22 protein-coding genes and 1 tRNA gene are annotated in these 20,883 nt (G+C 43.5%); 15 read left to right on the plus strand and 8 right to left on the minus strand.

Annotated elements, in window-relative coordinates; genetic code table 11:
• Window positions 1–34 precede the first annotated feature (34 nt).
• Window positions 35–107, minus strand: a tRNA-Arg gene (locus HYN59_RS12910).
• A gap of 60 nt (window positions 108–167) precedes the next feature.
• On the opposite strand from HYN59_RS12910, the gene HYN59_RS12915 reads away from it, so the two are divergent.
• The gene (locus HYN59_RS12915; protein ID WP_108778654.1) at window positions 168–395 is read left to right on the plus strand and encodes a VF530 family protein; all 228 of its coding nucleotides are present in this window, start codon (window positions 168–170) and stop codon (window positions 393–395) included.
• Between the two features lie 46 nt (window positions 396–441).
• Here the strand turns inward: HYN59_RS12915 and HYN59_RS12920 are convergent, their stop codons facing one another.
• The 4 genes from HYN59_RS12920 to HYN59_RS12935 form a co-directional block, all read right to left on the minus strand.
• Complete coding sequence (locus HYN59_RS12920; RefSeq protein WP_108778655.1) at window positions 442–2,025, minus strand: hypothetical protein; 1,584 nt, start codon at window positions 2,023–2,025, stop codon at window positions 442–444.
• Window positions 2,026–2,038: 13 nt separating this feature from the next.
• Window positions 2,039–3,193 carry an ABC transporter ATP-binding protein gene (locus HYN59_RS12925; protein ID WP_108778656.1) on the minus strand — a complete coding sequence of 385 codons (1,155 nt, stop codon included), beginning with the start codon at window positions 3,191–3,193 and terminating at the stop codon, window positions 2,039–2,041.
• A gap of 99 nt (window positions 3,194–3,292) precedes the next feature.
• Entirely contained in the window at window positions 3,293–3,700 is a 408-nt protein-coding gene (locus HYN59_RS12930; protein ID WP_146185935.1) for a hypothetical protein, read from the minus strand.
• Between the two features lie 62 nt (window positions 3,701–3,762).
• Window positions 3,763–4,617 carry an aldose 1-epimerase family protein gene (locus tag HYN59_RS12935; protein WP_108778658.1) on the minus strand — a complete coding sequence of 285 codons (855 nt, stop codon included), beginning with the start codon at window positions 4,615–4,617 and terminating at the stop codon, window positions 3,763–3,765.
• A gap of 123 nt (window positions 4,618–4,740) precedes the next feature.
• Between HYN59_RS12935 and HYN59_RS12940 the strand changes: the two genes are divergently transcribed.
• Window positions 4,741–6,015, plus strand: coding sequence for a retropepsin-like aspartic protease (locus HYN59_RS12940; protein ID WP_181369435.1), 1,275 nt, complete (start codon window positions 4,741–4,743; stop codon window positions 6,013–6,015).
• Here the strand turns inward: HYN59_RS12940 and HYN59_RS12945 are convergent, their stop codons facing one another.
• Window positions 6,016–6,216: a hypothetical protein gene (locus HYN59_RS12945; protein WP_108778660.1), complete on the minus strand. Its 201-nt coding sequence runs from the start codon at window positions 6,214–6,216 to the stop codon at window positions 6,016–6,018.
• A 271-nt stretch (window positions 6,217–6,487) separates the two neighbouring features.
• Here HYN59_RS12945 and HYN59_RS12950 point away from each other — a divergent pair, with 271 nt between their 5' ends.
• Complete coding sequence (locus tag HYN59_RS12950) at window positions 6,488–6,730, plus strand: hypothetical protein (RefSeq protein ID WP_146185936.1); 243 nt, start codon at window positions 6,488–6,490, stop codon at window positions 6,728–6,730.
• A 189-nt stretch (window positions 6,731–6,919) separates the two neighbouring features.
• Here the strand turns inward: HYN59_RS12950 and clpB are convergent, their stop codons facing one another.
• Window positions 6,920–9,526, minus strand: a complete 2,607-nt coding sequence (gene clpB, locus HYN59_RS12955; protein ID WP_108778662.1) for an ATP-dependent chaperone ClpB — start codon at window positions 9,524–9,526, stop codon at window positions 6,920–6,922.
• 128 nt (window positions 9,527–9,654) lie between these two features.
• Here clpB and ytxJ point away from each other — a divergent pair, with 128 nt between their 5' ends.
• Window positions 9,655–10,047 carry a bacillithiol system redox-active protein YtxJ gene (gene ytxJ, locus HYN59_RS12960; protein WP_108778663.1) on the plus strand — a complete coding sequence of 131 codons (393 nt, stop codon included), beginning with the start codon at window positions 9,655–9,657 and terminating at the stop codon, window positions 10,045–10,047.
• Between the two features lie 228 nt (window positions 10,048–10,275).
• Window positions 10,276–11,289 (plus strand): hypothetical protein, encoded by a 1,014-nt coding sequence (locus HYN59_RS12965; protein WP_108778664.1) that lies wholly within the window; start codon window positions 10,276–10,278, stop codon window positions 11,287–11,289.
• Here HYN59_RS12965 and fahA read toward each other — a convergent pair.
• Window positions 11,204–12,487, minus strand: a complete 1,284-nt coding sequence (gene fahA / locus HYN59_RS12970) for a fumarylacetoacetase (protein WP_108778665.1) — start codon at window positions 12,485–12,487, stop codon at window positions 11,204–11,206. The two genes, HYN59_RS12965 and fahA, sit on opposite strands and share 86 nt — an antisense overlap.
• A gap of 111 nt (window positions 12,488–12,598) precedes the next feature.
• Here fahA and glyA point away from each other — a divergent pair, with 111 nt between their 5' ends.
• The 10 genes from glyA (at window position 12,599) to HYN59_RS13020 (ending at window position 20,844) form a co-directional block, all read left to right on the plus strand.
• Window positions 12,599–13,873 carry a serine hydroxymethyltransferase gene (gene glyA, locus HYN59_RS12975; RefSeq protein ID WP_108778666.1) on the plus strand — a complete coding sequence of 425 codons (1,275 nt, stop codon included), beginning with the start codon at window positions 12,599–12,601 and terminating at the stop codon, window positions 13,871–13,873.
• A 73-nt stretch (window positions 13,874–13,946) separates the two neighbouring features.
• Window positions 13,947–14,495, plus strand: coding sequence for an RNA polymerase sigma factor (locus HYN59_RS12980; RefSeq protein ID WP_108778667.1), 549 nt, complete (start codon window positions 13,947–13,949; stop codon window positions 14,493–14,495).
• 14 nt (window positions 14,496–14,509) lie between these two features.
• The gene (locus HYN59_RS12985; protein WP_108778668.1) at window positions 14,510–14,782 is read left to right on the plus strand and encodes a hypothetical protein; all 273 of its coding nucleotides are present in this window, start codon (window positions 14,510–14,512) and stop codon (window positions 14,780–14,782) included.
• A gap of 1 nt (window position 14,783) precedes the next feature.
• Window positions 14,784–15,242 (plus strand): periplasmic heavy metal sensor, encoded by a 459-nt coding sequence (locus HYN59_RS12990; protein WP_108778669.1) that lies wholly within the window; start codon window positions 14,784–14,786, stop codon window positions 15,240–15,242.
• A 127-nt stretch (window positions 15,243–15,369) separates the two neighbouring features.
• Window positions 15,370–15,783: a hypothetical protein gene (locus HYN59_RS12995; RefSeq protein ID WP_181369436.1), complete on the plus strand. Its 414-nt coding sequence runs from the start codon at window positions 15,370–15,372 to the stop codon at window positions 15,781–15,783.
• Window positions 15,784–15,983: 200 nt separating this feature from the next.
• The gene (locus tag HYN59_RS13000) at window positions 15,984–17,102 is read left to right on the plus strand and encodes a vWA domain-containing protein (protein ID WP_108778670.1); all 1,119 of its coding nucleotides are present in this window, start codon (window positions 15,984–15,986) and stop codon (window positions 17,100–17,102) included.
• Between the two features lie 30 nt (window positions 17,103–17,132).
• Window positions 17,133–17,720: a hypothetical protein gene (locus tag HYN59_RS13005; protein WP_219928776.1), complete on the plus strand. Its 588-nt coding sequence runs from the start codon at window positions 17,133–17,135 to the stop codon at window positions 17,718–17,720.
• Window positions 17,717–19,180 (plus strand): sigma 54-interacting transcriptional regulator, encoded by a 1,464-nt coding sequence (locus tag HYN59_RS13010; protein ID WP_108778671.1) that lies wholly within the window; start codon window positions 17,717–17,719, stop codon window positions 19,178–19,180. The genes HYN59_RS13005 and HYN59_RS13010 overlap by 4 nt, the downstream gene beginning before the upstream one ends.
• A 162-nt stretch (window positions 19,181–19,342) precedes the next feature.
• Window positions 19,343–20,509, plus strand: coding sequence for a THUMP domain-containing class I SAM-dependent RNA methyltransferase (locus HYN59_RS13015; RefSeq protein WP_108778672.1), 1,167 nt, complete (start codon window positions 19,343–19,345; stop codon window positions 20,507–20,509).
• A 101-nt stretch (window positions 20,510–20,610) separates the two neighbouring features.
• Complete coding sequence (locus tag HYN59_RS13020) at window positions 20,611–20,844, plus strand: hypothetical protein (RefSeq protein WP_108778673.1); 234 nt, start codon at window positions 20,611–20,613, stop codon at window positions 20,842–20,844.
• The last annotated feature ends 39 nt before the right edge of the window (window positions 20,845–20,883 follow it).

Below are 20,883 nucleotides of genomic sequence, written 5' to 3' on the forward strand. Positions count from 1 at the left end.
ACGATGGGATTCAAACCGGTAACGTTCTGATTTCTAATCGCGTCAGGATCGAACCAGAGACCGCCTGCTTAGAAGGCAGGTGCTCTATCCATCTGAGCTACGCAATGATTTGTTTGTCGAACGAAGATAAGAAATTTTTATAAACGTACTATTCTTATCTTTACACCATGGAAAAACCCGTTTCAAAAGATCCGCTGCATGGCATAACGCTCAAAAAGATCTTGGAAGACCTTGTAGGCTTTTACGGGTTCGATACCCTTGGCGAGCTTATCAGGATAAGGTGCTTCAACGACAACCCGAGTATCAACTCCAGCCTTACCTTTCTGCGTAAAACCGAATGGGCACGAAAAAAGGTCGAGGAACTTTATATTAGGACGCTGCCTAAAATGAAATAGCCCTTTACCAGAAAAGACAAAAGGTTATTATTTTATTCTTACAGCATTATGATTCAGCGATTCCCTTCCATCTTTTAATGGAAATGGTAAAAAAGTACATAAAGGCTAAAAATACAATACCGCAAAATAACATAAATAATTCAGGGTTGTCTTTCATCCATGCTTCATAACCGGTTACAGGGGTTATTCGTTCCCCGTATTCATACACTGCCTGGTCTTCAACATAATCCAGTATCAAAAATCCTATAACAGGCAGTATCGAGGGAGTTATCCATAAAACAATATTAAGAATAATACCGCTTATTCCTTTTGATTTCCTTTTGGCAAAGAACCAAATAAGCAGTACAACAGCGATAACCAGCCACACGGTAATATAAAGTGTATCGCGGAAGCCACCCAACATAGAATTATAAGGAATAATGATCGAATATACCACATTGATTATCCCGGTTATCAGCGCTGTTACCCCAAAGGCTACCAGTGCTATAAGCCAGTTCCTTCCGGATGTCACCCTGAATGAGAAAATAAGCAACGACAATCCAAGCCCGAAATAGGCAAAGAAAAGCGCCAACCCGCCATTGGCATCCGGGCCGCTCCATGCCCCGGAGATGATTCCATACGAATTTTCAAGCTGCCTGAATGGTTCGTAATATTTAGGGTAGATGTAGGTATGCCCGTTTATGATCTTGATATTGTTTGATATTGTATCCAGGGATTGATAGTTTCTATAAGGGTCAGTTGGTTCGGTTTCTGCAACTACTTGAGTATAGTCATAATCATAATTATCGGCATAATCTACCGGGTTGTTGCCTTCCGGGTAGCTGTCGATACGTCCTATGGTGATATAGTTGGTAAAAGCCGGATAATCATACACGAGCTTTAACCATTCCGGCGGGGCGATATTGCTTTTTACGTTGTGTTCTTTCGCAATCTTATCAAATTCACGCATAACCCACAGCACCGAATCCTTACGGTTTTCTATAAGCCATTTCTTTACCCTGCGCTCGTTCAGGGAGTCTTTTACCATTCCCTGATAGGAAAAGTCGGTAACCGATTTGTTCATCAATGAATTCAGCGAATACTCCCTGCCGTCATACATAAACGTTTCGCGTCGTGTCCGGATGGATTCACCGTCTTTTTCTTCATAAATATATTCGCCTTCCTCAAAGCCCCCGTCTACAAACAGCGAAGCCATACTGATAATATCAATACGGCGCGAGAATTCCTGCTCGCTGAAGTAGCTTCTCTGGTGCATTTCGGACGCATACATGAACGAGAACACATACGAGCAATTGATGGTGCATAGTATAAACAACAGCAGGAACTCTTTGTATAGTGAAAGCTTGTTTTTTGGGTAATACGACTTGAAGGCATTGTTCCTGAAATAGAAGACAAGCCAGATGATGAGGACAAGAAGGCTTATGAATACCGAAAAGAAGATTACCAGGGCAGGTAAGGCATCAAAATAATATTCGTCGCCGGTTTTTGTAAAATCTACAGTTCCGTGAAAATATCCTAAACTGAAAAATATGATATGCAGCGCTATTGTAACAGCTATTACCGGGACGATCTTAAGGTTCCAGAGCAGTGGATGGCGCAGCAGCAGTTGGTTTTGTATTTGTTTGAACATGGTTTTGTTGAGATTAGGATACAAAAAAGCGTCGTGTGGAGTTGGAAATATTCCTGAAATAGGCAAGTGGCATTTCATTAGCGATAACAATTTTCATAAAGTCATGTACTGTTCTGTCGCTGGTAAACGTAGCTACATAGGTGCCGCCGTTAAATTGTAATGATACTAGGCCGTTAGCGCTCAATATCTCATTCAGCCTGCTTTGTTTCCATTCGCTTTCAAATTCTATGACAAGCTGCTGCTCTTCCGGCGCATCGCTATTTTCCGTACCGCGCAGGTTTTTTTGTACACCCTGTTTCAGGAAGATCACCTGATCCGATGTTTTTTCTACTTCATACAGCTGCTGTGAGCTCAGTATGATGCCTATAGGCCTGAATGGCGATTTGGCTATCGACCTGAAATCTTCTAATACCGTTTGCTGTGCCAGGATGTCGAGGTTGGCCAAAGGTTCGTCTATCAGCAATACTTTCGGCTTACGCAACAGCATCCGCGCCAGTTCGAAGCGCATCTTGTAGCCTGACGAAAGGTTCTTCCAACTGTGCTGCCTGAATTTTCGCAGCCCCAGCCGTGCTATGATAAGCTCGACAATAAGGTGGTTCTCTTCGGGCGGATAACCGTACATCGAGGCTGTAAATACGAGATTTTCACGCATAGGGCCCCGCCATGTATCAGTGCGTTGGGGTATGTACACCAGCTTGGTACGAAGGTCATAGCGATCTTCATACGGGAAGGCATAGTCTACCTTGCCTGATGTAGCATACAGTTCGCCACACAAAACACGCAGCAGTGTTGTCTTGCCATTGCCGTTCTCGCCTACAAGACCCACGATATCGCCGGCATACAGGTCGAGGTTTACAGGCCCTAAAGCAAAAGATGAAGGGGAGTATTGCTTTACTATTTGTTTGGCTTCAAGAATTTTTTCTCTTTTGGGCAGCTCTTTTCCGGATAAAAAAGCATACAGCTCGTCCAGCAATGCCGTGAACCGTTGTTTTTTATCAGGGCTTTCGGGAGCAGCATCCAGCCAGTCCAGGAAGGCGTTGGTTTTTTTATAGAATGCGACCGACTCCGTATCAAGCGTAAAGTCGATGATGCGCTTTACAACCAGACCGTAGTCTTCAAAGCGCAACAGGTCGCGCACTTCTTCAAATTGTCTTTGGAATTCGTTCATAGTTGGTAGTGTAGAATTCAAAAATAGTGAAGAAGCAGCTCCCTTTAACAAAAAATCTTCCAAACGGAAGATTTTTTTTATTGTGTTTCAACAGGGTTATTATTCTGTAACGGTGATTGTCCGTGTAATATAAAGGTTATTCTCCTGTAAAAACCGCAGCTCATAAGTACCTGCCGCTGTAGCGGTGAATGTATATGGCTTGGTTAGTGATGCGGTAGGGGTATCTGTACACTGGCAGCCAGAATAATCTACAAGCGCTACAATATTTTTAGGGAATGTAGTGGTTTCTACGAAGCGATTAAATGTCCCGCAGCTGTTAGCTACCCTGAATGTCACATTAAGTGTGATCGGCGTGTTTATTGTAGTGGTAGTTGGCCCGGTAACCTCCAGTGTGGTCATTTGCCCATTATAAAAGCAATAGTTGCTATGATTATCGTCAATACTACATGCAGTTACTGCTGATACTGCGATCAGGAATCCAATAAATTTCAGTTTAAGCGTTTTCATAAAAGTGGTTTTTTTTTGTAGATGATATTTTAGCGGATCGGTTGCGTGGTGAACAGCTTTTTTTAACGTAAAATTATAATGCTGAACCCTGCTTTAAAGCTTTGCCCTGCCGGTAAAATGGTAATGGCTTCTTTTTCAATCAGGTTGCCTGATGCATCGTGCGTATCAGCATAACCTTTCCATGGCTCAATGCATAAAAAAGGCGCATTTTCCATTGTCCATATGCCAAGGTGTGGAAAATCGGGGAACGCCACTTTCAGGAATGGCGTACCGTTCTTTGCAATTTCAATAGAGTTGGAGGTATGGCTTTTCAATATCAGCGCATCGTTTTTAAACAGATCGTAAGTAAGCGGCAATACTCTGTTTTCAACAGGTAATGTTATTGTTTTATCAGAAAGCAGGTTATTTTCAAGTTGTGTGCTTACAGGTTGTTCGTCATTTTCGAAAACCAGGCTGTAGTCTTTAAAGTTCCCGGGCATGGCAAAGGCAGGATGTGCCCCTAATGAGAACGGCATATCACCACTGCCATTATTGGTTACGGTATAATCGATACGGAGCGTTTTTTCATGCAGTGTATAAGCAAGCTCCAGTTCAAAATCAAAAGGATAGAGCCTTTTCGTATCATCACTAGCCGATAAGGAGAAAACAGCGTTGCTTTCGTCCTGACTTTTTACGGCAAAAATAGTATCACGGGCAAATCCGTGGCGTGTCATGGCATAGGTTTTCCCTTCAAAAAGATAGCTGTTGTTTCGTAATTCACCTACAATCGGGAAGAGTACAGGCGAATGTTTCCCCCAAAATGCAGGATCGCCTTCCCACATATATTCGTTTTCGGAATTGTCCTTTAAAGAGTTGAGTTCAGCTCCTTTAGGGTTGATTGTGGCAGTAAGCATGCCGTTGGTAATGGTTATGTCCACTTTATCTTATGTTGGTTTGCAAAGGCTAATTTAGGTAATTGTCAAATAATGGGCAACCAAATTCACACGCCTGTAACAATACATCGCGCAAATTGTTATCTTGCCATAACTTTAATTTTAGCCATGAAGAGATCATTATTGCTATTGTTTGTACTGTTTACCATAACCTGCACTGCCCAAAAAAAAGCCGAAAAGTTTTCTGACGAATACAGTTATGCACAGCAGCTTCTTAAAGATAAGAACTATTTCAACGCTGAAAATTATATTTCTGAAAATGACAAGCATTTCACCAAGCTGGAAAGGCTTGTACTGCAGGCTAACATTGATAACATTTTCAACAGGGCGGCGCAGTCGAATGAAAAAATAGTCCGTGCCCTGGATAAATTCCCTGACCAGATGGGTGACTCCCTGAAATTGAGCCTGAGGCGGCTGAAACATGCCAACCACGCGCGCCTTTTTCAATATACTGAAGCCAATGCTGTTGTGAAGGACATCCTGGCGACCCCTACAACGTATCTCGATGCTGCCGAAATAGCCGACTATTATAACATGGGCAATATTTGGACTTTGCTTTCGGGGCAGCCGAAGCAGGAAGTGATCGTAAGTGAGGCTACCTACATAAAAATGACAAGGGATAAAGCCCAGCTGACCAATCTTCCGGTAAAATCAGGAGAAGTAACTATCGATTTTATTTTCGATACCGGCGCCAACCTTTCTACAGTAACTGAAACTACTGCTACGAGGCTCGGTATGAAAATACTGGGCGGAAGTATAGAGGTAGGCTCCATTACCGGCGCTATAGTCAATGCGAAAATGGCGATATGCCCACAATTTACATTAGGAAGCATCACTGTAAAAAACGCTGTCTTCCTTGTGTTCCCTGATAGCGCACTTGCTTTCTCCCAAATAGAGTACCAGATAAACGGCATCATTGGATTTCCTGTAATTGAGGCCATGAAAGAGATACAGGTCACCCAGGAGGATGAATTCATCGTGCCAAAAAACAGGACACATAAAAGCGGGCAGGATATGGCGCTCGATTTCCTAACGCCTGTAATAAAAGTGAATGATGAGTACTATAGCTTTGACACAGGGGCGGTAAGCACTTCTTTATACACAAAATATTATGCAAAGCACAAAGCCGAAGTAGTTTCAGATTACCAGGAAACCGACCTGGATTTTGGCGGGGCAGGAGGGATGACCACCAAAAAAGGCTACAATATATCGATGCCTATAATTATCAACAAAAAACAGCTGACACTTGAAGGTGTACAGCTGTTTACTGAAAAAACCGATAGTGAAGAAAGTCATTTTTACGGAAACATAGGGCAGGACCTTATCAAGCAGTTCCAAAAAATGACCATTAACTTCAGTTCGATGTTTGTAAAATTTGACTAGCTAGGCACGGGAATCGTCCCTTGTTTTCTTTACTAGGCCAATGCCTGCTATAAAGAAGATAAGCCCAACAATACCGTATATGGCTGTTATTTTTATGTTCTGCTCGCCGGTTGAAGTATTTGCGAATACGTAAGCGGCATAGATAAGCCCGATGATCCCGAGAACGGTCAGGATGGCACCAAAAATTCTTTTTAGGTTCATAGTAAGTTGTTTAGTTAGTGTTTACAAATTTCATCCTTATTTAAATATAATGTTGGATGTTTGTAATAACATTAACATTATGAATCAATTTATTTCAAAGAATTCTGAAAGGCCTTGGTTTTATTGAGATTTGCGAAATTGCGTAGAATTATACTGACAAACGAAAAGCTAAATAAAAGTTATTTACTCTTAAACCGCTATGAAGGAATAATTTAATTGCTGAAATTGCACCATGATTTGAACGGAAGTTTAACTCTTAAATTCCAAAGCTATGAAACTATTATATTTTCTTTTATCGATTTTTGCTGTAATGATCACAGGCTATCTTTTCATGAACGATTTTAATTTTGATAATATAAGTTTCAGCAACTATCTGATAACGACGCTGGCAATACTATTGTCTTCCTGTATAGCTGTAGGCTGCGTAGTATGGTTGCTTTCACAAAAAAGAAAGAGCTATTACAAAGGCATCATGACCATAAGGCAATACTACGATTATAAAAGCGCCCGTTAAGCACGGCAACGCTTTATAGAAAGCCCGGGAATGTAAGCCCGGGCTTTTTTTTGTACCCAAAAAATAAACCCTCAACTATTGCTGAGGGTTTTACCGACCTGCAAGGTTTTTTTAACCTTGTAGGTCTAAATTTTCGAATAATTATACCTAGAAGGTCTTTAAGACCTTGCAGGATTACAAATTATTGTTTTAATTCTTCACAAGGTCGCTTTGGTTCCTGAACACCAGTTCCCCGTCAAAGCTATCGAGCAGTATAATGCTGTCGGTCGTTACTTTACCGGAAAGGATTTGTTTCGAAAGCTCGTTCATCACCTCTTTCTGGATCACACGTTTTACAGGGCGCGCACCAAAGTCAGGGTCATAGCCTTTTTTAGCAAGGTAGTCGATCGCCTCGGGGGTAGCATCCAGCGTAATGTTTTGCTTAGCGAGTAACCTGGTTACTGATTTCAGCTGAAGTCCTACGATCTCCCTGATGTTATCGCTGCTCAACGGCGTGAACATCACGATATCATCAATACGGTTGATGAATTCAGGACGCACGGTCTGTTTGAGTAACCCAAGAACTTCTGTCTTAGCGGCTTCAATAGCAGTCTCGATATTGCCTTTAAAGTTCTCGAACTTCTCCTGTATGATGCTGCTTCCCATGTTGGAGGTCATAATGATGATGGAGTTCTTAAAGTCGGCTACGCGGCCTTTATTATCCGTAAGCCTTCCTTCGTCCAGTACCTGTAGCAGGATATTGAAGGTGTCCGGGTGCGCTTTTTCAATCTCGTCTAACAGCACTACAGAATACGGCTTCCTGCGTACGGCTTCGGTAAGCTGCCCGCCTTCATCATAACCCACATATCCAGGAGGCGCACCTACCAATCGGCTCACGCTGTGGCGCTCCTGGTACTCACTCATGTCGATACGCGTCATAGCATTTTCATCATCAAACAGGTACGAGGCAAGGGCTTTCGCTAACTCCGTTTTACCCACACCGGTCGTACCCAGGAACAGGAACGAACCGATAGGTTTCTTTTGGTCCTGCAATCCGGCACGGCTCCTGCGTACGGCATCACTTACGGCTTCAATAGCTTCTTCCTGGCCAACCACGCGCTTGTGGAGTTCGTCTTCAAGGTTAAGCAGCTTTTCGCGTTCGCTTTGCAGCATTTTGGTAACCGGTATGCCGGTCCATTTGGCGACCACTTCGGCAATATCCTCATGGGTCACTTCTTCTTTTATCAGGCTTTCGCCTTTGTGGCTTTCGGCTAGCTGGCTTTCAAGCGCATCCAGTTTGTCCTGTGCCTCCTTGATCTTACCGTAACGGAGTTCGGCTACTTTTCCGTAGTTGCCTTCGCGCTCGGCACGTTCGGCTTCTGCCTTAAAGTTCTCGATCTCGGTTTTGGCAGCTTGTATGTTATCCACAACATCTTTCTCGCTCTTCCAGCGGGCGTAGATCTCGTTGCGGTCTTCTTTCAGGTTAGCAAGTTCCATACCGAGCGATTTTAGTTTCGGCTCGTCGTTCTCACGTTTAATAGCCTCGATCTCGATCTCCAGCTGCATGATCTTACGGTCCAGCACATCCAGTTCTTCCGGCTTGGAGTTGATCTCCATACGCAATTTGGATGCCGCCTCATCCATAAGGTCGATAGCCTTGTCCGGAAGGAAACGGTTGGTAATATAGCGCTGCGATAGCTCTACTGCGGCTATGATCGCATCGTCTTTTATCCTTACTTGGTGGTGGGTCTCATATTTTTCTTTGATACCGCGAAGGATGGATATAGCGCTTTCGGTATCCGGCTCGTCCACCATTACCTTTTGGAAGCGGCGTTCGAGCGCTTTGTCTTTTTCGAAGTATTTCTGATATTCGTCAAGGGTTGTTGCGCCTATTGCTCGAAGCTCGCCACGGGCCAGGGCAGGTTTCAGGATGTTCGCGGCATCCATCGCGCCTTCACCGCCACCGGCACCCACAAGGGTATGTATCTCATCAATAAACAGCACGATATCGCCTTCGGCAGAAGTAACTTCCTTCACTACGGACTTCAAACGCTCTTCAAATTCACCTTTGTATTTAGCACCCGCTATCAGCGCACCCATATCAAGGGAGTACACGATCTTGCTCTTGAGGTTCTCAGGTACGTCGCCCTGTACGATACGGTGTGCAAGTCCTTCGGCAATAGCGGTCTTACCCACGCCGGGCTCACCTACGAGCATCGGGTTGTTTTTGGTGCGTCGCGAAAGGATCTGCAAAACGCGACGTATCTCCTCATCGCGGCCGATAACCGGGTCGAGTTTTCCCTCGTTAGCCAACTGGTTGAGGTTCTTAGCATATTTGTTAAGCGAATTATAGGTTTCTTCGGCGCTGGCAGAAGTCACTCTTTCTCCTTTTCGAAGTTCATCGATAGCTGCTTTCAGGCCTTTTTCGGTTACACCCTGGTCTTTTAATATCTGGGCTACTTTGCTTTTGGAAGCAAAAATGGCCAGCAGCAAATGCTCGATGGAAACAAATTCATCGTTCATTTTACGTGCAATGTTCGAGGCTTCGGTAAGGGCGGTACCTGCATCGCGGGAAAGTCCTATTTCGCCACCTAATACTTTCGGGAAGCCTTCTATAACCCTGTCCAGTACCTGGTTGAATATTGGGAGGTTTACATTAAGTTTTTTAAGAAGGAAAGGCGTTACGTTTTCGTCCACTTCCAGGATAGCTTTCACGATGTGCTCGTTTTCTATCTGTTGCTGGCCAAGGCTTTGGGCGAGTTGCTGCGCCCTCTGTATGGCCTCTTGTGATTTTATGGTAAAATTGGCAAAGTTCATATTCTAATTTATTTAAATTTGATAAGACTGTTTCAATTTCTGTTCCTTTAAGTAAAAACCGACAAATTGTCCTGAAGCACCAGTATTTATTACTAGTTTAGCAGACAAAATGTCTTAAAAATGTCAATATGGGCTTATTTAATAAAATGTTTGGCGAATCTGATAGTAAAGATACATCATCTTTGGGTGTAAAATGGAACAATTTAACGTCATCGCAACAGCTTGATGATATTATTCAGGAGTCGGCAGAGACACCCGTACTTATCTTTAAACACAGTACGCGATGTGGTATTAGCCGAATGGCGTTGAAGGGATTTGAGAGCGAATATGCAATCGAAGCTGATAAGGTAAAGCCCTATTTTTTAGACCTGCTGGAACACCGGGATATTTCGAATGAAATTGCCACGATCTTCCATGTCGAGCACCAGTCGCCGCAATTGCTGCTTGTGAAGGATGGCGTGGTTACCTATCATACTTCCCACGGCGACATTAATGCCGGGGAAGTGAAAGCAAAGTTGTAGAACTTATCGGTAGAACACATTTTTCTTTCAGCCTTTCTGTTAGGATTTATCTTTATAAATCAGGATTGTTTCCCCGGGTATTAATGGCTTTTAATACTTTAAATTCGGGAACTCATATAAACAAAACGCCCCCAACCGGGGCGTGTATTATTTTTTAAAAGATGGAATTATAACTCAGTTATTATTATCGAAAGAAAATCTTACATTAGTGCGAGATAATCTCTATGGATGAAAAAGCCTAATCTTAATTTAAATGCGAGGCCCCTATTTATAATAGTGATCTCAATACTGTTCTTTTTGTGTAGGCATACAGGCAATAAAAATAGTAATGACATTGCACAATTAACCACAAATATCAACAAAAACAAAGATTGTATAAAGGAAACCGGAGAACTGGATGCGGATAGTATTGCTTTTGACGGAATTTTGCAGGATGCATTAAAGTTAGCCGATAAAAATATAAGTAAAAATAATTTCTCTAAAAAATACAATGTCGTTTCAGAAGCGGATGGAAGTCCTATAGTGGAAGTTGAGATTAATTTAGGCTATCATTTTACAAAAACATTACAACACCTCGTAGTTCGGAGGAAAGACCCATCCACGGTTTATATTGACATTTTCTCTAAGCAAAATAAAAAGTTTAAAAAAGTGCTTTCGCATGAACAATGGGCGTTGGAATATACAAACGATACTATTCGGAATGTTAATGGTGACGGATATAAAGATTTTATAGTTAATTGGTATGGCAGCAGCGGATGTTGTCTCAAAGCATTCAGTAATGTTTATCTATTAAGGGCGGACAAGCAGACTTTTGCTAAGAACCTGGAGTTTATAAATCCAACCTTTTCGCCAGAAGAAGGTATTATCAGGGGTGTATGCTATGGTCAGCCGGGAGAAACGGAAATGTATAAATATAAATGGAATGGGGAACTGACCGATACTTTGGAATATGTCTCCTACCAAATAGATGATGCGGGAATTAAGACAGGAAAAGTTATCCTTTCTAATGGAGATTCATACAGCAAAAAGTATAAGGTCATCAAAGTATTAAATGCTGTCCCGCAAGAATATAGGAAGATCGGTGGCTATGACTGGTTTACGGGAAATGTTGTGATTAAACAGAAATATAAAAGCCCCTTTCGGGGCTTTACTCTTTTTACTTCTTATAAGGAGGCAGCAACTTACTGCACACTTCCCCAAAGCCTATCCGTACCTCGTCGTTCTCACAATAGCCGCGCATGATCACGCTGTCGCCGTCGTTGATGAACTTGCGTTCGGTACCGTCTTTAAGGGTTATTGGGTTCTTGCCGCCCCAGGTAAGTTCCAGCATAGATCCGAAGCTATCGGGCGTAGGGCCGGAGATGGTACCGCTTCCCATAAGATCACCACTGTTGATGCGGCAGCCATTTACGGTGTGGTGCGCCAGCTGCTGTGCCATGCTCCAGTACATATATTTAAAGTTCGAATTTGAGATCACGGTCTCTTCGCCGCCTTCCGGCTCGATAGCAACCTGTAGTTTTATGTCAAACGCGTGCGCGCCTTGCTGTTGCAGGTATTCCAATGGCTGCGGGTCGTTTTGCGAAGGCCCTTTGGTACGGAAAGGTTCCAACGCATCCAGCGTTACAATCCATGGAGACATGGACGATGCGAAGTTTTTCGCTAAGAATGGCCCAAGCGGCACGTACTCCCATTTTTGGATATCGCGTGCGCTCCAGTCGTTGAACAGCACCATCCCGAAGATATGCTCTTCGGCCTCTTCCACAGGTATTTGCTCTCCCATAACGTTGGCATCGGTAGTGATGAACGCCATTTCAAGCTCAAAGTCTACCAGCTTGGATGGGCCATATACCGGTTTTTCGGCGCCAGGAGGCAAAGTCTGGCCATAAGGGCGGTGCACCGGAATTCCCGAAGGTACTATTGTAGACGATCTTCCGTGGTAGCCCACAGGCAGGTGGAGCCAGTTGGGCAGCAGTGCATTTTCAGGGTCACGGAACATGATGCCTACATTGGTAGCGTGCTCACGGCTCGAATAAAAGTCGGTATAATCACCAATAAGCACCGGCAGCTGCATTTCGACATCCTCTATGTTGAATATCACCACAGCTTTATGGTCTTCATTATCTTTAAGTTCGTTATTGGTCGCATCAAATAGGTCGGCAATGCGGTTGCGCACCAGTCTCCATGTCTTTTTCCCGTCAGATATGAAGTCGTTTAATGTATCCTGCATGAACATATCGTCGGTAAGTTCGATGCCTTCAAAATAATTAAGCTGCTGGAGTGCGCCAAGGTCGATCGCATAATCGCCGATCCGCGTGCCAATGGTCACAACATCATCTTTGGTTATAAACACGCCAAAAGGGATGTTCTGGATTGGAAAATCGCTGTCTTTTGGTACATTAAGCCAGGATTTTCTGGATGGGTCATTTGCAGTTAGTGGCATATTCTAAGTATGTGTTTTTTTGTTTTATTGAATTATCAAATATAGTCTCCTCTGTCGTTTTACCAAACGTTTTTTTGTACTTTTGACAGCAAATTAACGAAAAATTATAAAATGCAACGCGACGAACAAATTTTCGACCTGATCCTGGAAGAGCAGGAAAGGCAGATACACGGACTGGAACTAATTGCATCAGAAAATTTTGTGAGCGACCAGGTGCTGGAAGCCGCAGGTTCTGTTTTAACGAATAAATATGCAGAGGGCTATCCCGGCAAACGCTATTATGGCGGATGTGAGGTAGTTGATGTTATTGAGCAGATCGCTATCGACAGGGCAAAAGAACTGTTCGGCGCAGAATATGTAAACGTGCAGCCGCATTCCGGATCGCAGGCTAATACAGCTGTATATGCCGCTATCCTTAAGCCGGGCGATAAAATATTAGGTTTCGACCTTTCGCACGGCGGACACCTTACGCACGGTTCGCCTGTTAATTTTTCAGGTAAATTATACAACCCTGTGTTTTATGGTGTAGAGCAGGAGACAGGCCGTCTGAATTACGACAAGATACAGGAAATAGCCGAAAAAGAAAAGCCCCAGGTGATCATCGCAGGCGCTTCAGCCTATTCACGTGATATGGACTTTAAGCGTTTCCGCGAAATTGCAGACAGCGTAGGCGCACTGCTTATGGCCGATATTGCTCACCCTGCAGGGCTTATAGCCAAAGGCCTTATGAACGACCCAATCCCACATTGCCACATCGTTACGACTACTACCCACAAAACCCTTCGCGGGCCACGTGGCGGTATGATCATGATGGGTAAGGATTTCGAGAACCCGTTCGGGCTGAAAACACCAAAAGGCGAGATCAGGATGATGTCGTCCTTGCTTGATGGCGCTGTATTCCCGGGTAACCAGGGCGGGCCGTTGGAGCATATTATTGCAGCTAAAGCAGTGGCTTTTGGTGAGGCGTTAACCGATAATTTCTTCCGTTATGCCATGCAGGTGCAAAAGAATGCCAAAGCAATGGCAGCAGCTTTTGTAAATAGGGATTACAACATCATTTCCGGCGGTACCGATAACCACATGATGCTTATCGACCTCAGGAATAAAAACCTTTCGGGTAAAGAAGCGGAGAACGCTTTAGTAAAAGCCGAAATCACGGTAAACAAGAATATGGTACCGTTTGATGACAGGTCGCCATTCGTAACTTCGGGTATCCGGGTGGGAACAGCAGCTATCACTACTCGCGGACTTGTAGAAGCAGATATGGAAACTATCGTGGCGCTTATCGACCGTGTAATAATGGACCACACCAACGAGGAGGTGCTGGAGCAGGTTGCTGATGAGGTAAACGACATGATGAGCGAAAGGCCGATATTCGTGTTTTAATTCATTCATGTAAAATTTTTTAAGTCCCAATTGTTTGGGACTTTTTTATTTCCCATAAATTAGGCCCACAAATATGGGAGATACACAAGGCAATTTCAGGAAAGTATATTTTGAGCACAGGATACTCGTGTATAACCTGGCGCTCCATTACGTGCTAAACATTGAGGATGCCGAGGAAATAACCCAGGATGTTTTTGTAAAAGTACACGAGTCGTTCGCAACATTCAAAAATGAGTCATCGCTGAAAACCTGGATCTACCGGATAACGGTAAACCAATCCCTTGACTTCATAAAGCGCCGCGACAGCAAAAAGCGGTTCTTTATCTTCGGAAGGAAAAGCACATCTGAAAAAGAATATATAAACCTTTCCAGTTTTGAACATCCGGGAATTGCTCTTGAAGACAAAGAGAAGTCAAAATTGCTTTTTTCGATCATCGACCAATTACCCGAAACCCAGAAGACCGCTTTCCTGTTATCAAAGCTCGAAGGCCTTGCAAACCCGGAAATTGCGGCTATTATGGAAACCAGCATAGGCGCGGTAGAATCGCTGTTGGTAAGGGCAAAAAAAACATTACAGGAAAAACTTGACGGAAAATTTGAAGGATACCGCAGGAAAAAATAATAAACAGCGTCTAAATGGATATGGAAAAGCAAAAATGGATAGAGGATGTAATTGATAGCGGCAGCAGGGTGCGAAAACTCGCTCCGCGTGACAGCCTTTTGGAAGCTATCGAAAGGAGGGTAGCCCCAGTTGCTGAGGTTCCGGCCAGGAAAGTCTGGATAGCTGCGGCATCTGTCGCCGTACTGATAGCGCTGAATTTTGCAGCTATCAAAGCGGCAGGCGATACCGGCACCGAAAAATCTTCAACAACCGAAACACCGCTTTATACTAATAACCAGCTTTATTAATATGAAAAAGACAACATTATTAGGGATAGGGATTGTACTCCTTTTAGTTATAAACGCTGCCACGCTGGGCTTTGTATACTTTAAGGCAGGCCCTCCGCCAAGGCATCCCGAACCAAAACAAGTCATTGCGGAGATGCTTCATTTTGATGAGAGCCAGCAACATCAATACGAGGAAAAGATTGCATGGCATCGTACACGCATCAATGAGCTGGATGGCAAGATCAGGAAAGCGAAAGAACAGCTTTACGAAACGCTTGCCGACAACAATTCCCTAAAAAAGGACAGCCTTACGCAGGTTTTAACAGAGCTGCATAAGGAAATTGAGGAAACACATTATAAGCATTTCAGCGATATAAAATCAATCTGCAAACCGGAGCAGCAGATTTATTATAAACAGCTTATACTTGATTTGCCTCACCTTTTTGGGCCACAGCACAAACCCAAGCATAAGCGTAATTAAATAAATTGGACTAAAGATTTAAAATGTAATTACAATGTAGTTATATTGTAGATTTATTGTTAATGTCCTTTTAATTAAGTTGTTATAGGTTTGTAGTTTCTTTATATTTAAGGTAAATACCTTACTTATGGAAACTTATTTTGTTGTTCTGCAACTGCCGGGCAGTACAGAACTTAAATTTGTAGATGGCAAATACAGCCCTGAAAATTTCTGGCATTATGCTGCTACCGTTATCGGTAATGGAAAATCGGATATCATATCTGTCAGGCAGGATACAGGAGTATCGGAAGAGTTGCGCAGCCACGCTGATTGCAGCAGGAAATTTGAAACTTACATATTATTTTACCTAATGCTTAGTAAAGACGAGATACGGGATAAGAACACAATCCTTCGTAAAATATCTGACCTGCTGAAGGTAGCCAACTACGAGTTTGTTATAGATGCGAATGACAATTACCAGCTTGTGATGCGCGATTATATGGATATGGATAACACGGATATCACAGGGCATTATTATGGAGGTACGCATTTATCGGCCTAATCCGGATGAGAGTTGAAAAGAAATGCTTTCCGTTACAAAATCAATTATGATTTGTGTGACACAGGCACTGTGTCTCTATGTAAACGTTAATTTCATATTGTCAATGCATCATACTTCGGACATCCGACATACAACTTCTACTGTAAAATTTTATATTACATTTTAGAATTTCTAAGCTGTAAAGTGCTAATTTTATAGCTATGGAAACGCACAGAAAAAAAGGCTTCATATTTAAAACCTACGAAGCCCCGTATATATCGCCATTCGACAAGCTTTTCGAGATATTTACAGAGCTGATTACCCATACTTCGGGCGATCTTGATGAAGCGATCGACTGGTTGCGGCAGCTTGACAAGGAGTACAAACTGACTGACGAAAACTACACCATTGATGATTTTATAGAAGACCTGAAGAAGAAAGGCTATATCCGTGAGGAGATAAAGCCGGACGGTTCGGGTGGGATGAAGATAACGTCTAAAACCGAGCGCTCCATTCGCCAGCAGGCATTGGAACAGATATTCGGCAACCTGAAACGCGCCGGGTCGGGCAGCCACCGCACGAAATATTCCGGCAGCGGGGATGAGCACACAGGCGAGTTCAGGGAGTACCGCTTTGGTGACAGCCTGGAAAGGATATCGCTTACCGAAAGCCTCCGCAACGCCCAGGTGAATAATGGCATCGAGGACTTCCAGCTCTACGAGAATGATCTTGTGGTGGAAGATTCCCAGTTCAAGGCTCAGATGAGTACCGTACTGATGATCGACATCAGCCACAGCATGATACTCTATGGCGAGGACCGCATCACACCCGCGAAAAAAGTCGCCATGGCATTAGCCGAGCTGATCACCACCCGCTACCCCAAAGACACTTTGGACATACTGGTTTTCGGGAATGATGCCTGGCCAATAGCAATAAAAGATTTGCCCTATTTAAATGTAGGACCGTATCATACCAATACAGTTGCCGGGCTGCAATTGGCAATGGATTTGCTGCGCCGCAAGCGCAACACCAACAAGCAGATATTCATGATAACCGACGGCAAGCCAAGCTGTGTACGACAGTCTGATGGTACGTATTATATGAACAGCAATGGCCTCGATGATTATATCGTGGACAAATGCTATACTATGGCACAGCAGGCACGCAAGCTGCACATTCCTATCACGACCTTTATGATAGCGCGCGACCCCTACCTGCAGGAGTTTATACAGCATTTTACCGAGGCCAATCAGGGTAAAGCATTCTATACCGGCCTGAAAGGATTGGGCGAAATGATATTTGAAGATTATGAGGCGAACAGGAAAAAGAGGGTGAAATAGATTATTAGACTTTTGGACATTAGATGTGGAATGAAAGAACCTGTTAAAGTTTTTGTGGTTGGAGAGTATTCAGTTCATCTGTATGAAGAAACAGGCTTTAATTTAAATGATCCTGCTGCATTTGGTTACGGTTACATTTATATAAATGATACTGGCTACAGGCCTGCATCCCTTATTGGTATACAGGTATTTACAAACGGTATAGTTATAGCATCATGTATTGTTGGTTCTGATGGAGGTGCCACAGGAATACATAATCATTCAGCAATTATCAGTCAAAATGAATTGATGCTTTGCTGTTCGGATACGGTATTTAAACTTATTATTCCTGATTTAAGCCTTCAATGGAAGACCATAGCAGACTCAGTGACATGCTTTGGTATATACCCTCATAAAGACGGCTATATTGTCCATGGTGAACTTGAAATTACATATCTAAATACATACGGACAAATAGTTTGGCAGGTTGGCGGACGTGATATATGGACAACAATCGAAGGAGCGGCTGATGACTTTAAAATTTTTGATAAATATATTATAGCCCGGGATTGGGGGCATAACAAATACAAAATAGATTTTAACGGAAACATAACTGATTATAACGAGAATAATATATGAACATAGAAAACATAAAAACATTAGGCGAATTAAAAAAAGCAGGCTACCAAAGCAAAAACATTAATGATGAGCTGCGCGGAAACCTGCGGGATAAAATAAAAAAAGGTGAGAAAGTATTTGAAGGTGTTTGGGGATTTGAGAACACCGTAATCCCTGAACTGGAACGCGCCATCCTTTCGAGGCATAACATTAATTTATTAGGATTGCGAGGACAGGCAAAAACCCGTCTTGCGCGACTGATGGTCAATCTGTTGGATGAATATATTCCGTTTGTGGAAGGCTCTGAAATCAATGACGACCCGCTACAGCCTATTTCACGCTACGTCAAAGAACTTATTGCCGAAAAAGGCGATGACACTCCGATAAGCTGGCTGCACCGCAGTGAGCGCTTTTACGAAAAACTTGCAACGCCGGATGTTACGGTAGCCGACCTGATAGGCGACATCGACCCGATAAAGGCCGCGAGCCTCAGGCTTTCCTATGCCGATGACCGCGTGATCCACTTTGGGATGATACCAAGAGCCAATCGTTGCATTTTTGTTATCAATGAGTTGCCCGATTTGCAGGCGCGCATACAGGTGGCCCTTTTCAACATATTGCAGGAGGGCGACATTCAGATACGTGGCTTCAAAGTGAGGCTCAACCTCGATATCCAGTTCGTATTCACTGCCAACCCCGAAGATTACACCAACCGTGGGAGCATCGTGACACCATTAAAAGACAGGATAGGCTCACAGATCATCACGCACTATCCGGAAACGGTGAAAATAGCCCGCACGATAACCGAACAGGAGGCCAATCTTGACGGCCGCCAGTCCGACACCATACACGTACCGGATCTTGCCCGCGACCTGCTGGAGCAGATAGGCTTCGAGGCGCGTAACAGCGAGTTCGTAGATTACAAGAGCGGAGTGAGTGCCCGTATGAGTATCACCGCTTTTGAGAACCTGCTGAGCACAGCCGAGCGGAGGGCACTAAGGGCAGGGGAGGACAGGACTACTATACGCCTTTCTGACTTTACAGGAATCATTCCGGCCATTACCGGCAAAGTAGAGTTGGTGTATGAAGGAGAACAGGAAGGCGCCGCCATGGTTGCTGAACATTTGATAGGCGCCGCTGTTAAGACTGTTTTTGCCGACTACTTCCCAAAAATAGAAAAGCTGGAAAAGAATGACGGAAAAAGCCCTTACCAGGAAATCATTGACTGGTTCTTTAACGAAAGCGGACTAGAAATGGAAGATGATGCTACTGATGCCGACTATCACAAATTACTAGACAGCATCATCCCGCTTAAGCAAATGATACAAAAATACCAGCCCGATACCCCGGCAGAAGACCTGTATTTCATGAAGGAGTTTATCCTCTGGGGATTGGCCGAAAATAATAAGCTGAGCAAAGACCGCTTTAGCGAAGGCTACCAGTTTAAGGATATTTACGGAAGCTATATCAGTAAGTTGTAAGTAAATCAAAAGAGTTAGCCACATATCATAAAAATTCCACTAATTAAACCGGTGAAATTTCTGTGATTCGTGGCTAATTTTTAATGCATTTCCCTGAGGAAAGCAGTATTTAAGCGTTGGCAACAAAAAAATAACCTATTTTTGCCCTAATTTATAATTGGGATGGAAGATAACTTTAAAATGATTGCCAAAACCTTTTTTGGTTTTGAAGAAATACTGGCCAAGGAACTGCAAATGCTGGGCGCACAGGATGTGGAGCAGGGCGTGCGTATGGTAAGCTTTAAGGGAGATAAGGGTTTTATGTATAAAGCTAATCTCGCCTTGCGTACTTCACTTAAAATACTGAAGCCCGTTTACTTTTTCCGGGCGTATAATGAGCAAAGCTTATATAAAGGGATAATGTCGATGGACTGGTCTAAGTGCCTTAATGCCAACCAGTCATTTGTAATTGATGTAACCCTGCATTCCGATCATTTTAATCATTCGCAGTTTGTTGCGCTCAAGGCAAAAGATGCTATCGTAGACCAGTTCCGTGAACGCTACGGCAAAAGGCCGGATATCGATAAAGACCACCCTGATGTACGCATCAACATCCATATCCATGCCGACCAATGTTCGGTAGCGCTTGATACTTCCGGTGCTTCATTGCACCATCGCGGCTACAGGACAGCAACCAATATTGCACCGATCAATGAGGTGCTGGCTGCAGGAATGCTGCTGCTTTCCGGCTGGGACGGTCAGGGTGATTTCCTCGACCCGATGTGCGGCAGCGGAACAATCCTTGCCGAAGCTGCCATGATTGCCTGTAATATCCCGGCCAACATTAACCGTAAAGAATTCGGTTTTGAAAAATGGAACGACTGGGATAACGACTTGTTTGATAAGATAGTCGATTCTTTAATGAAAAAAACAAGGGAATTCCATTATACCATAAAGGGTTACGACAAAGCGCCATCGGCAGTAAATAAAGCTAAAGATAATATCATTAACGCCAACCTTGACGAATATGTAACCGTTGAGCAGCTTAATTTCTTTGAAACCGAAAAAGAAACCCGCGGGCCACTGCACATGGTGTTCAATCCACCGTATGGCGAAAGGCTGGACATCGATATGGAGCGTTTTTACCGCGAAATAGGCGATACCCTGAAACAGTCATATCCGGGTACCAACGCATGGTTTATAACCGCCAACCTTGAAGCGCTTAAATTCGTAGGCCTGAAACCGTCGCGTAAAATAAAGCTCTTCAATGGCAAGCTCGAAGCCCGCTTGGTAAAATACGAAATGTACGAGGGTAGTAAGCGGACAAAATTCCAACGTGAGGAGGAATAATTATTCAGATTGTAGATTTCAGAATTCAGAATTCAGATTGAGCTTCACTCTTGCTTGAATAACAAAGCAGTGTATTCCTTGAATGAAAATAAACAAACACCATGAACAAAAAAGCAAAAGCATTACTATATAATTTCCTTGGATTTGCCCCATTTTTCCTTTTGGGGTGGTACCTTATTGGGAATTTTACAAACCTCACCGGATTTTGGATACCGGCTACTGCCATGGTTGCCTCTACCATACTCGCGCCTAAATTCCAGGTAGCAAAATACATGGGCGAAGAAAAGATTTTTATGAGGTGGCTTTTTGTAAAGGGAATCAAAGAGGTGAAATAATCCGGTCATTGCTATTCGTAAAAAATACCTATTCGTTTA

This window comes from Flavobacterium album (assembly GCF_003096035.1).
GTDB lineage: Bacteria > Bacteroidota > Bacteroidia > Flavobacteriales > Flavobacteriaceae > Flavobacterium > Flavobacterium album.

What these genes read in the sequence shown, in the direction of transcription:
- HYN59_RS12945 (WP_108778660.1), bottom strand. Translation starts at nt 6,216, where the DNA reads ATGAACCTAAAAAGAATTTTTGGTGCCATCCTGACCGTTCTCGGGATC.
- HYN59_RS13020 (WP_108778673.1), top strand. Translation starts at nt 20,611, where the DNA reads ATGAACAAAAAAGCAAAAGCATTACTATATAATTTCCTTGGATTTGCC.
- HYN59_RS12990 (WP_108778669.1), top strand. Translation starts at nt 14,784, where the DNA reads ATGAAAAAGACAACATTATTAGGGATAGGGATTGTACTCCTTTTAGTT.
- HYN59_RS12915 (WP_108778654.1), top strand. Translation starts at nt 168, where the DNA reads ATGGAAAAACCCGTTTCAAAAGATCCGCTGCATGGCATAACGCTCAAA.
- HYN59_RS12925 (WP_108778656.1), bottom strand. Translation starts at nt 3,193, where the DNA reads ATGAACGAATTCCAAAGACAATTTGAAGAAGTGCGCGACCTGTTGCGC.
- HYN59_RS13000 (WP_108778670.1), top strand. Translation starts at nt 15,984, where the DNA reads ATGGAAACGCACAGAAAAAAAGGCTTCATATTTAAAACCTACGAAGCC.
- HYN59_RS12930 (WP_146185935.1), bottom strand. Translation starts at nt 3,700, where the DNA reads ATGAAAACGCTTAAACTGAAATTTATTGGATTCCTGATCGCAGTATCA.
- HYN59_RS12965 (WP_108778664.1), top strand. Translation starts at nt 10,276, where the DNA reads ATGAAAAAGCCTAATCTTAATTTAAATGCGAGGCCCCTATTTATAATA.
- HYN59_RS12920 (WP_108778655.1), bottom strand. Translation starts at nt 2,025, where the DNA reads ATGTTCAAACAAATACAAAACCAACTGCTGCTGCGCCATCCACTGCTC.
- HYN59_RS13015 (WP_108778672.1), top strand. Translation starts at nt 19,343, where the DNA reads ATGGAAGATAACTTTAAAATGATTGCCAAAACCTTTTTTGGTTTTGAA.
- HYN59_RS12950 (WP_146185936.1), top strand. Translation starts at nt 6,488, where the DNA reads ATGAAACTATTATATTTTCTTTTATCGATTTTTGCTGTAATGATCACA.
- HYN59_RS12940 (WP_181369435.1), top strand. Translation starts at nt 4,741, where the DNA reads ATGAAGAGATCATTATTGCTATTGTTTGTACTGTTTACCATAACCTGC.
- fahA (WP_108778665.1), bottom strand. Translation starts at nt 12,487, where the DNA reads ATGCCACTAACTGCAAATGACCCATCCAGAAAATCCTGGCTTAATGTA.
- HYN59_RS12980 (WP_108778667.1), top strand. Translation starts at nt 13,947, where the DNA reads ATGGGAGATACACAAGGCAATTTCAGGAAAGTATATTTTGAGCACAGG.
- HYN59_RS12985 (WP_108778668.1), top strand. Translation starts at nt 14,510, where the DNA reads ATGGATATGGAAAAGCAAAAATGGATAGAGGATGTAATTGATAGCGGC.
- glyA (WP_108778666.1), top strand. Translation starts at nt 12,599, where the DNA reads ATGCAACGCGACGAACAAATTTTCGACCTGATCCTGGAAGAGCAGGAA.
- HYN59_RS12995 (WP_181369436.1), top strand. Translation starts at nt 15,370, where the DNA reads ATGGAAACTTATTTTGTTGTTCTGCAACTGCCGGGCAGTACAGAACTT.
- clpB (WP_108778662.1), bottom strand. Translation starts at nt 9,526, where the DNA reads ATGAACTTTGCCAATTTTACCATAAAATCACAAGAGGCCATACAGAGG.
- HYN59_RS13005 (WP_219928776.1), top strand. Translation starts at nt 17,133, where the DNA reads ATGAAAGAACCTGTTAAAGTTTTTGTGGTTGGAGAGTATTCAGTTCAT.
- HYN59_RS13010 (WP_108778671.1), top strand. Translation starts at nt 17,717, where the DNA reads ATGAACATAGAAAACATAAAAACATTAGGCGAATTAAAAAAAGCAGGC.
- ytxJ (WP_108778663.1), top strand. Translation starts at nt 9,655, where the DNA reads ATGGGCTTATTTAATAAAATGTTTGGCGAATCTGATAGTAAAGATACA.